General features: G+C 65.9%; 15 protein-coding genes. 8 read left to right on the plus strand and 7 right to left on the minus strand.

The genetic code is table 11. The annotated features are described in order from the left end of the window. The first annotated feature begins 53 nt into the window (after positions 1–53). The 6 genes from PX52LOC_RS06575 (at position 54) to PX52LOC_RS06600 (ending at position 3465) form a co-directional block, all read left to right on the plus strand. A complete protein-coding gene (locus PX52LOC_RS06575) occupies positions 54–314 on the plus strand; it encodes a hypothetical protein (protein ID WP_149109335.1) in 261 nt (86 codons plus the stop codon). Then, positions 311–682, plus strand: a complete 372-nt coding sequence (locus PX52LOC_RS06580) for a hypothetical protein (RefSeq protein ID WP_149109336.1) — start codon at positions 311–313, stop codon at positions 680–682. Before PX52LOC_RS06575 ends, PX52LOC_RS06580 begins: the two co-directional genes overlap by 4 nt. Before the next feature lie 107 nt (positions 683–789). After that, complete coding sequence (locus PX52LOC_RS06585) at positions 790–1299, plus strand: hypothetical protein (protein WP_149109337.1); 510 nt, start codon at positions 790–792, stop codon at positions 1297–1299. Positions 1300–1393: 94 nt separating this feature from the next. Beyond that, positions 1394–2035 carry a metallophosphoesterase gene (locus PX52LOC_RS06590; protein WP_149109338.1) on the plus strand — a complete coding sequence of 214 codons (642 nt, stop codon included), beginning with the start codon at positions 1394–1396 and terminating at the stop codon, positions 2033–2035. Positions 2036–2084: 49 nt separating this feature from the next. Further along, positions 2085–2471: a hypothetical protein gene (locus PX52LOC_RS06595; protein ID WP_149109339.1), complete on the plus strand. Its 387-nt coding sequence runs from the start codon at positions 2085–2087 to the stop codon at positions 2469–2471. 79 nt (positions 2472–2550) lie between these two features. Further along, entirely contained in the window at positions 2551–3465 is a 915-nt protein-coding gene (locus tag PX52LOC_RS06600) for a type II and III secretion system protein (protein WP_149109340.1), read from the plus strand. 55 nt (positions 3466–3520) lie between these two features. Here the strand turns inward: PX52LOC_RS06600 and PX52LOC_RS06605 are convergent, their stop codons facing one another. Both PX52LOC_RS06605 and PX52LOC_RS06610 read right to left on the minus strand, forming a co-directional pair. Then, entirely contained in the window at positions 3521–5002 is a 1482-nt protein-coding gene (locus PX52LOC_RS06605) for an aldehyde dehydrogenase family protein (protein WP_149109341.1), read from the minus strand. 47 nt (positions 5003–5049) lie between these two features. Further along, entirely contained in the window at positions 5050–5850 is an 801-nt protein-coding gene (locus tag PX52LOC_RS06610) for an ADP-ribosylglycohydrolase family protein (protein WP_149109342.1), read from the minus strand. A gap of 107 nt (positions 5851–5957) precedes the next feature. Between PX52LOC_RS06610 and PX52LOC_RS06615 the strand changes: the two genes are divergently transcribed. Beyond that, on the plus strand, positions 5958–7436 hold the full coding sequence (locus PX52LOC_RS06615; protein WP_168218841.1) for a methyltransferase domain-containing protein: 1479 nt from the start codon (positions 5958–5960) through the stop codon (positions 7434–7436). A gap of 73 nt (positions 7437–7509) precedes the next feature. Then, complete coding sequence (locus tag PX52LOC_RS06620; protein ID WP_149109344.1) at positions 7510–9618, plus strand: RNA polymerase sigma factor; 2109 nt, start codon at positions 7510–7512, stop codon at positions 9616–9618. 74 nt (positions 9619–9692) lie between these two features. Here PX52LOC_RS06620 and PX52LOC_RS06625 read toward each other — a convergent pair whose 3' ends face one another. From PX52LOC_RS06625 to PX52LOC_RS06645, 5 genes are all read right to left on the minus strand, one after another. Further along, positions 9693–11000: a purple acid phosphatase family protein gene (locus PX52LOC_RS06625; protein WP_149109345.1), complete on the minus strand. Its 1308-nt coding sequence runs from the start codon at positions 10998–11000 to the stop codon at positions 9693–9695. Between the two features lie 173 nt (positions 11001–11173). Beyond that, positions 11174–11437: a hypothetical protein gene (locus PX52LOC_RS06630; protein WP_149109346.1), complete on the minus strand. Its 264-nt coding sequence runs from the start codon at positions 11435–11437 to the stop codon at positions 11174–11176. Between the two features lie 21 nt (positions 11438–11458). Beyond that, complete coding sequence (locus PX52LOC_RS06635; RefSeq protein WP_149109347.1) at positions 11459–11944, minus strand: hypothetical protein; 486 nt, start codon at positions 11942–11944, stop codon at positions 11459–11461. Between the two features lie 88 nt (positions 11945–12032). Then, on the minus strand, positions 12033–12578 hold the full coding sequence (locus tag PX52LOC_RS06640; protein WP_149109348.1) for a hypothetical protein: 546 nt from the start codon (positions 12576–12578) through the stop codon (positions 12033–12035). 135 nt (positions 12579–12713) lie between these two features. After that, on the minus strand, positions 12714–13130 hold the full coding sequence (locus PX52LOC_RS06645; protein WP_149109349.1) for a PilZ domain-containing protein: 417 nt from the start codon (positions 13128–13130) through the stop codon (positions 12714–12716). Positions 13131–13192 lie beyond the last annotated feature (62 nt).

Raw genomic sequence — 13192 nt, forward strand, 5'->3', positions numbered from 1 at the left:
TGAGAAGGCCGTGTATCGTGAAGTGGTCGCCGGATCGTCCGTGAGGATACCCAATGTCTCCAACCCAACCGCGTCTCAGTCGCGAGGATCTCGCCCGCAGGGGCGAGGATGCCTTCGTCCACCAAGTCCGCCCGGCCCTTCGCCCGGAGGATGACGGTAAGTTCGTAGCGATTGATGTCGAGTCCGGTGCGTTCGAGGTGGACGAGGACGACCACGCGGCAGTCTCTCGATTGCACCGCCGGATACCGGGGGCACAGGTGTGGCTGGTCCGGGCCGGGTACCCGGCCGCCCACCGGCTGCGGGGTGCCCGGTGATCCGCGGAATGGTGACCGCCGGCCGCGAACCGGTCGTCCGCTTGATGGTACGCGGGCCGGGCGGGGATGTGCAGGATGTCGAGTTGGTTGTGGATACCGGATTCACCGGCGCGTTGGTGCTGCCGGCGGCAGTCGTGACAAATCTCGGATTGCTGTGGAAATCGGGCGGGACGGCGGTGCTGGCAGACGGCTCGACCCAGCAGACGGACTACTACGAAGCGGAGTTGGAGTGGCTGACGGGCTGGGTGTCGGTGCTGGCGATGTCGGTCGGGCCTGAGGCTCTGCTCGGGATGCGATTGTTGGCCAGCCACCGCTTGGCGATCGAGGGATCGCCGGGCGGCGCGGTAGAAATCGTGCCGTGGCCGTGAGTCGTCGGGGACAGCCGTAACCTCAATTCGGTGCGGGAGCACAAAACGCGATGACGACACGATGCGGGCGGCTGGGATAACCTCCAGTGCGGCGAGGAGAGTCACAAATGGGCTTGAGCTACTTCTACGTCAATCACGACAAGGATCAGTTCTTCGCGTGCGGCCTCGGTTCCAACGGTCGCTTTTGGGCAATTGGCCAGGGGCGAGGTTCGCGTGCGCTGACGATCCTTCTTTCCTCACACGGTACCTGGAAGGGCGACCGCATTTCTGTCGTCGATGACGCATCCGAGGAATTCGAAGAGTTAGTCGTTCGTGGCCTCAATATCGAGGTCGAGGTCGAGTTAATGTTGATACAGTTCGATGGCTTGGGCTGGCTTGAAGAGTGGCTGGACTCGCCGATCCCGGAATTCGCGACATTCGCGAGGTGTTGCTCCTACGCGATATTGCTGAGACATCCGAGGATAACCGAGATGCTGAATCGAAAGTACGGCGTCGGGAAATGGCAGCAGCAGTACGAGAAATACCTACAGGGTAATACCGATCTCTGGTCGGACAAAGTGATTGACGCGAAGAATAGGGGAATTGCCCTACTGAAGCCGCAAACGGCAGAAGGGTAGGTGAAGACGCCAACCCAGTGTTGCACCCACTTCGTCCCGGCGTGCCTGAGAGCCAGGACCGTAGTTCGCCCTCTTGCTGTCGAGGAATGCTCCCATGATTCGTGCGACGGCCTTCATGGTGGCGTTCCTGACGCTGTCGCGGTTAGCGGCCCAAGAGAAGCTGCCGGACTACGCGGCGTGGGCGACGGCGTGTGCCAAGCTGCCGGCCAACCGCACCCTCCGGGGGAAGCCGCCGGACAACGCGGTCCTGCCGCTGCGCACGTTCGCCGAGTTCGATCAGGCCCTCGAAGGGTTCCACGTCGAGGAACGCCGCGGGCCGCTCGCGAAGGCCGACGCCTGGGTCGGAAAGCCGCCGGACGCGAAGGTGTTTTTCGACGCCACGCGGTCGTGGTACGGCGACGCCGACGTGCCGTTCCAGCCATTCGCCGAAAAGCTGGTGCTGCCGAGCGACGCCGTCGCGGTCGTCCTCGGCGACCTGCACGGCGATATCCGTTCGCTGCTGCGCGTGCTGGACGAGTTAAACCGAAAGAAGATTCTCGACGGCTTCAAACTGCGGGACGCCAAGCACCACCTGATCTTCCTCGGCGACTACACCGACCGCGGCCACTACGGCACAGAAGTGCTATACACGCTCCTGCGGCTGAAGGCGGCGAACGCCCGGCAGGTGCACCTCGTCCGGATCGGGTCTGTGCGCCGACCACGAGCGGCTCAAGAAGCAAGCCGACGAAACCAATAAGCGGATCAAGGAGCAAGAGGCCAAGGCGCTGGCGGCCAAGCAAGACGAGATGAAGAAGGCGGCCGAATTGCAGAAGAAAAACCAAGAGAAGGCCGACGCCAAGAAAAGGCGTATCCCCGAGATCGCGACGTTGTGGAACAATCAGATCAAGCCGCTGGTCTCGGCCGTGGAAGCACTCCGGAATAAGAACCCAGGGAAGGCCGGGATCAACGCCGGGACGAACTCCAACGTTATCCCCGCCGGGGGCGGGGCGGCCACGACGGTGACCATCGTGGGCGGCACGAACAACCCGTTGACGCTGACCCTGCCGAGCGACGCTGCCGGGTTGGGCATCTCGAAGGCCGACGTGTTGCCCACGATCAACGGTTGGAAGGGGTCGGATTCCGGGTGTTACAAGTTCGAGCGCGGGGACAAAATCTTCATCCATTGCAAGTGAGCCGGGTTCGCCTTGTCTCATCGTTCGCGAGCGGCTATCTCGCGCGGGTTCGATCATCTCGATCCCGCGGAGTCTTCGCATGAAGCACCCATTCGTCCGGCTAACTGCGGCCCTCACTGCCGCGTTCGTTTCTTGCCCGGCTTTCGCAGCCGATCCGCCGAAGCCGCTGCCGCCAGCGCCGGCGATCGCCCCAAATCCCCCGGTTCTGCCGACCGCCCCCGGCACGGTTCTTTTGTCATTGGAGGATAGGGTTACGGCGGCCGCCCTTTGCACGACGGCCGGTGAACGGTTCGCCTTCGTGCAGGCGGTGTTCGTACAAGTGCCGCACGACTTCGCCGAGACGGCTGGCCTGATCGTGGATCCCAAGAAGCCCGCCCGCCGGTGGGCGCTGTCGAAGCGAGAGGCGAAGCTCCTCTCGTCCCTCCTTCTGGCCGACAAGCGGTGCAACGTCCTCTCGCGCCCGCAACTGAGCCTGACGGACGATCAGACCGGGTTTTTTCAGATTGGGCAAAACTACGAAGTTCTCGGCCCGCTGACCGTCACGGAAGAAAAAGGCGAGAAGGTGGTGAAGGGCAAGGTGACGTACCAGCCCGCCGGCATCACCATGCGGATGACGCCGAAGATCGCGGCCGACGCCAGCAGCATGATCGTGAAGGCAGAAATTCAATACTCGTGCGTGACCGGCAAGCCGGTCGCCGTGCCGACGGTGAAGGCTGACGGTACCCGCTCGGACGAACCGCTCACCCTGGCGTCCTACGTCCACCTGAACAACGGCGACGTTACCACCGCAATCGAATCACACGCCCTCGAAACGAACCTGCACATCGTGTCAGGCGAAACCGTCGTCATCGGCGGGATCATGCTGCGAGGCCAAGAGACCCAAGTCGAGATGCAAGTCGGCGGGGTCAAACTGCGGGGGAAGGACGTCAACGCCAAGCCCGACGAGTTGCTGCTGATCGTGCAAGGGGTAACCGGCCTGGGCACGAAAAAGTAATCTCCGGCGAGCGGCGGCCGTTGCCCCCGCTCGCCTTTGTCGTGCCATTCGCCGGTCACATCGCCACCGTGACCGTCTTCACTTCCGTGTACAGGTTCAGCGCGTACTGCCCGAGTTCGCGGCCGATACCGCTCATCTTGAACCCGCCGAACGGGGCGGCCGCGTCGAACACGTCGTAACAGTTCACCCACACCGTGCCGGCCTTCAGGCGGTGCGCGACCGCGTGGGCCTTCCGCACGTCCTTCGTCCACACCGCGGCCGCGAGGCCGTAGCAACTGCGGTTGCCACGCTGCACCACTTCCTCCACGTCCTTGAACTTCAAAATGCTCATCACCGGGCCGAAGATCTCCTCCTGCGCAATCTTCATGTCGTCCTGCACGTCGGCGAACACCGTCGGCTGCACGTAGAAGCCGTTGTCGCCGGAGCGGGCGCCCCCGGTCAGCAGCCTGGCACCGTCCTTCTTGCCGTGCTCGATGTAGCCGAGGATGCGGTCCATCTGCTCCTGGCTCACCTGCGGACCTTGCTCCGTCGTCGGGTCGAACGGGTCGCCCACCTTGCGGGCCTTCGTCTTCGTCTGCATCTTGTGGACGAACTCGTCGTAGATGCGCTCCTCGACGAACAGCCGACTGCCGGCCACGCAACACTGGCCCTGGTTGAAGAAGAGGCCGAAGTACGCCCCCTCAATGGCGGCGTCCAGGTCGGCGTCGGCGAAGACGAGGTTCGGCGACTTGCCGCCGAGTTCGAGGCTGACCCGCTTCAGGTTGCTGTTCGCGGCCGCCGTCATCACGATCTTGCCGGTCGTCGTCTCGCCGGTGAACGCGATCTTGTCCACGTCCATGTGCGACGCGAGGGCCGCCCCCGCCGTCGGGCCGTAGCCGGGGACGACGTTGATGACGCCGTCCGGGAAGCCGACGTCTTGCGCCAGCGCCGCCACGCGCAGGGCCGTCAGCGGCGTTTGCTCGGCGGGCTTGAGCACGAGCGTGTTGCCGCAGGCGAGGGCCGGCCCCCACTTCCAGGCTTGCATGAGCAGCGGGAAGTTCCACGGGATGATCTGCCCGACGACGCCGATCGGCTCGTGCCGCGTGTAACAGAAGTAATCGCCACTGAGCGGGATCGTGTGGCCGACGATCTTGTCGGCCCACCCCGCGTAGTAGCGGTAGCACTGGATCGTCAGCGGCAGGTCGGCCCCGATCGAGTCGGCGATCGGCTTGCCGTTGTCGAGCGTTTCCAGGGCCGCGAGTTCGTAACTGTTCTTGTCGATGGCGTCGGCCAGTTTGTTCAACAGCCGGCCGCGTTCGGCCCCGGTCATCCGGCCCCACGGCCCCTCGTAAGCCTTGCGGGCGGCCTTCACCGCCAGGTCCACGTCGGTCTTGTCGCCCTCCGCGACCTGGCAAATCGTCTGGCCGGTGGCCGGGTTCTGTGTGGCGAACGTCTTGCCGGAAGCGGACTCGACCCACTTGCCGCCGATGAGCATCTTCTGATCGGCGACGGACGGGGCAGACAGTTTCCGGCGGGGCGAGGACACAGTCGCGGCCATGAGCGAAACCTCGGATGGGAGGGGCGAGCGCTATTGTAGCGAGGGGATCATCCCCCGCCGGCCGCGGCGGGGTAACGACTCTCGAACTCGGTCAGCACTTGCAAGAGCGATTCGTCGAGGCGCTCGACCGCCTGTCGGCGAATGGCGTCCGGCACGCCGCCATAGAACGCAGCCGCGATGCCACCGGCGATGCACGCCAACGTGTCGGCGTCGCCGCCGAGCGAGATCGCCAGCCGGACGGCGCTCTCGTAGTCGGACGATTCCAGAAAGGCCACGACCGCGGGCGGGACGGTCCCCTGGCAAGACACGTCGAACACGAACGACGGTCGAATGTCGTCCAAGTTGAACGACAGGTCGTAGGCGAACCGGCGCTCGACCTCGTGGCGAATCTCCTCTTTGCTCGCCCCCGTGCGGGCCAGGAAGATTGCGGCCGCCGCCGCCTGTGCGCCCTTGACGCCTTCCGGGTGGTCGTGCGTGACCCGGGCCGAGTCCTTGGCCCGATGTAGCACCTCGTCCAGCGTCTCGAACGCCCACGCGACCGGGCTGACCCGCATGGCCGAGCCGTTCCCCCAACTGCCGTAGGGTTCGGGATTGTCCGAGTTGGCCCACCGCTTGAACTGCCCGCCGAACCCGGCCGAGGGGTAGCGGGCGTAGTAGTCGCGGATCGCGTCGGTGAAGTCGAGGCCGTGCAAGAGGGCGTCGGCCACCGCGACCGTCAGGACCGTGTCGTCCGTGAACCGGGCTTTCGGGGAGAACAGGGGCTCGAAGTCGGCGCGCTTGGACGACATCCAGGATATTTTGTTCTCGTACACCGACCCGATGATGTCGCCGACGATCGCGCCGATCATGGTGCCCCCAAATCTGGCCTACCGAACGGCATTCTATCAGGCGGGCCGGTTCCGAAATGGTTAAGATCAGGGCCAACGATTCCCCTTCTGCGGTGAGGAAAATGAGCATGTCCGAGCCTGGCGGCCTCTACGACGAAATCCTCTACGGCGACCTCACGTTCTTCTACACGCACCCGAACCACCTGGCGGCCGTCGCGGCCCTGTGCGGGTTGGCCCCGCCGCCGGTCGCCGGGTGCCGGGTTCTCGAACTGGGGTGCGGGACGGGGTTCAACCTCTTGGCGATGAGCCACTCGCTGTCGAACGCCCGCCTCGTCGGCGTGGACCTGTCTGCCAAGCAGATTCAGCACGGCACCGAGGCGGTGGCCGCCCTCGGCGTGACGAACGTCGATCTGCGGGCCGGGCGGCTCGAAGAAGTGGACGCAACCTTCGGCGAGTTCGACTTCATCATCGCCCACGGCGTCTTTTCGTGGGTGCCGGCCGACGTGCAACAAGCCTTGCTGCGGGTCGTCCGGGACCGGCTCGCGCCTCAGGGCATCGCCTTCGTGAGTTACAACACGCTCCCGGGGTGGAGCACGCGCGGCACGTTCCGCGACCTGTTGCTGCTGTTCGCGCCGGCGGACGCCCCGCCCGCCGAGCGTGTGCGGCGAGCGAAGGAAGCGGCCGGGCAGTTCATCGCCAGCCTGCCGGCCGACGGAACGCACTACGCGGACACCCTCCAGGCGGACCTCGCCGCGCTCGCGGATCAACCGGACTACTACGTCCTCGCCGAACACCTGGCGTCGTTCAACCGGCCGCTCTACTTCACCGACTTCGCGGCCCTTCTGGCGGACCACGGCCTACAACACGTCTCGGACTCGGAGTACTACAAGAACTCCTTCGTCCAACCCGGCGAGGAACGGGCGGCGCTCACCGCGGCGGGCAAGGACTTCGTCCGGGTCGAACAACTCCTCGACTTCCGTCAACAGCGGGACTTCCGCCAATCCCTGATCTGCCACGCATCCCGAAGTGTGCCCCGGGCGGTGGATCCGGCCTTGGTCCTGCCCCTATGGCTGCACCCGCGGGTCAAGTTTGAGCCTTCCGCCGACGCCGACGCCCCGCTCGACACCGTGCGGCGGGGGGAGGGAGAACCGGCCTTCCCCGTCCACGACCCCCTCTTCCGGCGAATACTCCAGCGAGTCCACGCGGCCCCGGGCCGGAAACTCCGGGTGGAGGCGTTCCTGCCGGACCTGGCCGACCTCGATTTGCCCTTCGGCCTGGCGATCGCCCCGTCCCTGTTGGCGTCGGCCGTCTCGCAGGGGGCCGCCGCCGACCTGTGGACCCTGTTCGCCGCCGAACCGTCGTTCGCGACCGCCCCCGGCGAACGGCCACGGGCGTGCCCGTTCGCCCGTCGCGAGGCAACCGTGAACCCGGGCGTGACGAACCGATTTCACTTGATGAGCAAGCTCACGGGACGAGACCGCGACGTGTTCCTCCGGCTCGACGGCCGGTCCACCCGCGACGAGTTGGCCGAGTCGCTGGGCCTCGGTCGGGCCGAGTTGGATCAGTGCCTCGCACGGCTGGCCACGGCGGCCGTACTCGAAGGATAACGTCGGGCCGGATCGATTTTTTGATTTTGTCCGACGCGCCGCACGCCGGGCGGGAAGTACCTTCGGAGGAGCCATGACGGTGAGCCGGGCGGCCAACTTGTTCCAGCGGATTCGGGCCGAACACGACGCGGGCGACGCGGAACTCTTGCGGCGGTTCGCCGAGTCGCGGGACGCGGCCGCGTTCACCGTGCTGGTGCAGCGGCACGGCCCGCTCGTCCTCGGCGTCTGTCGGCGAACCCTCGGCCACGCGCACGACGCGGAAGATGCGTTTCAGGCGGTGTTCCTCGTGCTGGCTCAGAAAGCCGGGCGACTGCGGGATTCTCGGTTGCTGTCGTCGTGGCTGTACGGGGTGGCGTGGCGGATCGCGAAGAAGGCCAAGCGGCGGGCGGCCCGGCGGCGCGAGGAATTGTGGGCGGCCGTGCCGGAACCGCCGACTGCGGACGGTGCCATGAACGACCTGGGGCCGGTACTCGACGAGGAACTGGCCGCCCTGCCGGAGTGGTATCGGGACGCGATCCTGGCCTGCGACGTGGGGCAGTTGTCGCGGACCGACGCGGCGGCGAAGCTCAGCATCCCCGAGGGCACATTGAGCAGCCGCCTCGCCGCCGGCCGCAAGCGGCTGGCCGATCGCCTCGCCCGTCGCGGCGTGACGCTCGCCCTTCCACTACTCGCAACGATGACGACGGCCGGCGTGTCGGAGGCGTTGATTCAACAAACGGTCGAAACCGCCGTGCAGTGGGCGGCCGGCGGAACGGTAGCGAAGCCGATCACGGAACTCACACACGAGGGGCTGACGATGCTGCGGAAGTTGTTACTACTGGGCACCGGGGTTCTGACGGCCACCGCGGTCGGCATCGGGTTGGCCGACGACCCGGTGAAGCCGCCGGAAACGAAACCAGAGACAAAACCGGCCGAGGTGAAGGTCGAGACGAAGCCGACGCCGGAGGTGGTGCGGTACGGCGTGCCGAAGATGAAGAAGAGCATCGATCTTCAAATCGCAAAGGTGGAAGCGTTGAGTTGGACGCCCGACGGCCGTTACTTCGCCATCCACGGCACCGCCGAGGTCCGGACGGCAGTTGTGCAAGGCGACAAGATGTCGTACGGGTACACTACCTCCAACGGTGTTTACTTCTATGCGGCAGCCCTCGCGTCGACCCGGCCGGTGTCGGGTCTGATGATACGGCCGAAGGAGAAATTCCTGGGCTGGGCGGCCGACGGCCGCTCGATCACGATCACGTCCGGCCAGACGGGGCGGATCAACTCGCAAAAGCGGGCCACGCTCTTGCCAGTCTTTGACGCAGCAGGCAAGCCGGTGCTGGACTACCCAAGCGTGGTCCTGCACGCCGAGCCGACGACCACACTGGCGCTGGAGCCAGAGTACAGCGAGGCACTGGGCTACACCAGCGACGGCAAGACGCTGGCCACGTTCGAGAAGGCCGCCGAAGGGAAGGCGGATGGCAAACTCGTACTGCGGTCGGCCGAAACCGGCGAGCCGAAGAAGACGCTGTCGGTTGGGGCGGCCCGGGTATTACACACGGCCCGCGACTTCTCGCGGGTGGCGGGCATAGTCGTTGACGAACCCAAGAAGGCCGACCGGAATACCGGATTGGGCGCGACTCCGCGCCTCTATCGGGTCGAGGTTCTCGCGGACGGGGCGGCGTGGACCGTCAAGATCCCCGACAGCCTCGACCTCCTAGACCTCAAGTTCGACGGGGATGGCAACCGGCTACTCGTCGCTTACGGCACCCGGGCACACCACCGCCCGAGCAACGGGGGCTACCCCAGCGGTGGGACGAGACCGCGGACCGAGCCGGAAAATGCGGCCGAGCCGATGAGTACGGTCGTCAGCTACGACGCCGCGACGGGGAAAGAAGTCTTTCGGTTCACCAACGACACCTACACCCTGTCGGAGGTTCAAGCGTCCTTCGACGGGCGGCTTGTCGCGTCCGGTGCGACCACGGGCAGCGATTACTTCTTGCTCATCATTGATACGGTGACCGGAAGCGTGCTCAAGAAGTGGCCATTGTCGAATCGCGAGAAACCGCTCGCCGCCGGCCCATTCTCACCGCACTTCCTCTGGGCCTTCTCGCCGACCGAGCCGAAGTTGCTCGTTCTCGAACCCGGCGAGGAGAGCGGGACCGTCAGCGTCGGCCTGTGGGAGTTTCCAGCGGAAAAGAAGTAGTTTGTAGTGGCGTGAGCGGGCCGTGTCTGGTAGTTCCAGACACGGCCCGCTCACGCCGGGCCGCTCGCCATTGCTTACGATTTGCCCTTCGGCTTCGGCAGTGGGCCGCCGACGGCGAACTGGCCCTTCAACCGTTGGCCGCTGTGGCTCACGTCCATCACGCGGCCGTTCTCGTCGAGCGCGAGGTGATAGCGGTCGGCACCTTGCAGGCGGTGCAACGTCAGGTGATAGTCTTCCTTCGCAATGGCTAGGTGACTGAGCTTCTCCGGCCGTTGCGGTGCCCTGACGCGGCCCCACGAGCCGTCGCCGAGGTACAGCACGCCGTTGTCGTGGGCGAGGCCGTTGATGAGCGGCTTCGTCCGCTTGAACGTGTGGTCGTGGTGCTCCAACACCACCGGCACGCGGTGGTGCTCGAACAGCGGCACCCAGTACTGACGGTTCTCTTCGCCCGTGCCCGTGCCGGCCTTCGAGCCGGTCATGCTCCGGTACGACGGATAGGCCGGGACGTGGTTCACGACCATCACGTTCGGGTGGTCTTCGCGCTCCTTCAACTCCTTGTCCAGCCAGTCGGCTTGCTCGCCGCCGATCGCGCTGGTGTGGCCGGTGTCCAGCATCACCAGACTGAGATAGTCGCCGAAGTCGAGCGTGTTGTACCCCGTCTCCGGGTAGAGGCCGTCAAACAGCGAGTAGAAGAACGGAGCCCTCTCGCGCGTCTGGTTGTAGCCGCCCTGGGTCTCGTGGTTGCCGATGCCGGCGACGAGGGGGATCAACCGGCCGCCCTTGCCGATCATCGTCCGGCTATAGTTCCGCAGGAACGCGAGGTGGAGTTCGGTGGACTTGCCATTCTCGTAGGCGAGGTCGCCGCCGATGACCACGAAATCGGGGTTCTGCCGGGCGGCCTGGATGTTGTTCGCGATGGCGTGCGGGTTGACGCCCGCGTCGCCGCCGGAGATGAAGCTGATCGTGTCGGTCGCCTTCGCGGGCATCGTGCGGAACTTGTAGGTCGGCGAAAGGTTCTTGCCGATCTTGAAGTCGTACTCGGTGTTCGGCGTCAGGCCGGTCAACTCCGCCCGGAAGACCTTGAAGTCGGTGTCCGGGTGGTAGGGCTTCACGATCGGCTTCTGCTTCTCCCAACTATCGCCGTCGGTTTCGCCGTAGTAAACCGTGGTGTCCGGCGTTTCGCCGCGGGTGCCGACCCACTGGACGACCATCGTCGTCGTCGGGTCACGGTGCCACGTCAGAAAGAGCGTGGACGGTTGGAACGGGGCCTCTTCGAGCGATTTCGTCGAAGCGGGTTTGACGTCTTGGGCGGGTGCGAGGTTGGCCGCGAGGCCGGCGAGCGCGGAGCCGAGGAACGCCCGGCGGGTGTGGGGTGAGAACATTAGGGTGGGGGTAAAATGTGTAGTAGCGGTGGGACCTTCAATAGAAGTGTATCGGCTTCCCTCCGTCGGTCATAAGAATAAATCAGAAATTTGGGCGAGAATTTCCGACCGCGTTCGTGGCTGACAAATCAGCGATTCCCGCCGCACCTGCGGCGATCATCCGCTAAACTGTCTCAGGACCAGTCTGGCCGGTTCACGATCGTGCCCCGAGATTCGCAAGTCATGCAGCCGTTAACGTTCGCGTGTCCGAAGTGTGGCCGCCGCATGGGCGTCGGGTTGGAGTTGACCGGCCGACAGGTCCGGTGCCCGCACTGCCGGCAGGTCGTCATCGTCCCGACAAGCATGCCGCCGAAGCCGCCGGCCGCTTCCGAGACGCCGGCAATCGCCCACGGCGCGACACCGCCGGAAGCGTTCGCCCCGTCGACGGAAGGCGACATCCCACTACCATCGTTCGCCCCTCAGCCGGGCCGCCGCGAGGGGGCGGAGAGCATCTTCGGCGACTCGGAACACGAAGAAGACAGCCTCTTCGCCGCCCCGTCCGCCCCCCGGCCGCTTCTCCCCGACCTGCCGAGTTCGACCGACCTCGTTGGGACGCAACCGTCCGGCGCGATCGACTTCAACACGGCGAACGCCGAACGGCAGGCGATGCCCCCGACCGACGCGATCGAGTCCGGCGACATCCCGCGGCCGATCCTCGGGCCGGCCACGCCGTTCATCAAGAAAGACCTGTCGCAGCCCGATTTCACCCTGTTCCCGAAGCTCGAACCGCAACGGCCCGCCCCGGTCCCGGCCCCCGCGCCGCTGGTGAGCGCCCCGCCGCCGGCCAAGGCGTCCGACCCGTGGGCGAAGCTCAACGGCCCGCCGGCCTCGAACCCGGCCCCGCCGGCCCCCGCATCCGGCCGGCGACTCGCCCCACTCGTGCCACCACCGGCGGGCCGCGGCACGCTTTTCTGGGTCCTGGTCAGTTACGCCGCCGCCGTCACGCTCTTCGCCGCGTGGGGCTGGACGCGGAACAAGAACCCGCACCCACTCTCAACGATCCCCGACTTCTTCGGCCAGTACCGTCAGACCGACCCGAAGAAAGTCTCGGCCCTGCCGGTGGACCCGAACCAGCCGATCCCGGCCGAACTGCGGGTAAAACTCGGCGAGCGGTTGGCCCTCGGCGAGTTGGAGTTTGAACCGATCGGTGTGGAAGAACGCCGCACGAAGTGGGAAGGGAAAGCGGCCGGTCTGCCGCGAGATGTGGAATGCCTTGTGCTCAAGGCTCGCGTGCGGAACCTCTCGAAAACGCACGCCTTCTGCCCGCTCGACCCAGCGTACAACCGCTTCGCGACCGCCGACGCCCCGTCGCCGCTGTCGGCCGTGATCGTGGGAACCGAGCGATTCCCCGGCGGGCCGATCCCGTGGCCGTTCGTCCAGGGCGTTCGCGAATACATCGTCGGCCAAGAGCAAGACGATCAGCCGCTGCAACCGGGCAAGGACCGCACGACCGTCATCCCGTCCATCGACGGCGACCGCGGCACCAAACTGCGGGAGGCCGTGCGCTCCGCGAAGGGGCCGCTCTTGTGGCAGGTCCACGTCCGTCGCGGGTTCACCACCTACCAGGGGGAAGAGGTGTCCGTCGGCGCGCTGATCGGCGTCGAGTTCACCGCGACCGATGTGAAACGACTTGACCCCGCCGGCAAGGCGGGGGGAAAACCACTCCCCGCTGAATCACCCCTTCTTCGGCAGCTTCCACCCGTCCAGAACGTCGTCGCGGCGGGTGGCATCCCTCTCCGGCGGCGTCACGAACGATTGAATCGCGGCGGCGTCCAGGGCTTCGGCGAATCGCGCACCGATCAGGCGGTCGCCGGTCGGCACCTGGGCGGCATGGACCACGCGGAGGTCCACCCGAACGACCGGGCCGCCGGACTCAGCTTCCAACTCGGCGGCCATCTGTTCGCCGGGCTTCAGGTCGTCCGCGGTCAACATGCTGATCCCGGTCTCGGACAGGTTCCAGACCAACCCGGCGACGGGCCGCTTTCCGACCCCGGCCCGGTAGAGGCGGCAGACCGTGGAAAACGCGGGCTGAAAGCGGGGGGCGATACGGCGTTCGGCCTTGGAAGTTGCGGGGGACTCGGTGGCGGTCATAACGAATCTCACGATAAGATGTGCGGGCGACTCTCTCCGATCAATTTAGATTGGAAAATCGA

The organism is Limnoglobus roseus, from assembly GCF_008254045.1.
GTDB lineage: Bacteria > Planctomycetota > Planctomycetia > Gemmatales > Gemmataceae > Limnoglobus > Limnoglobus roseus.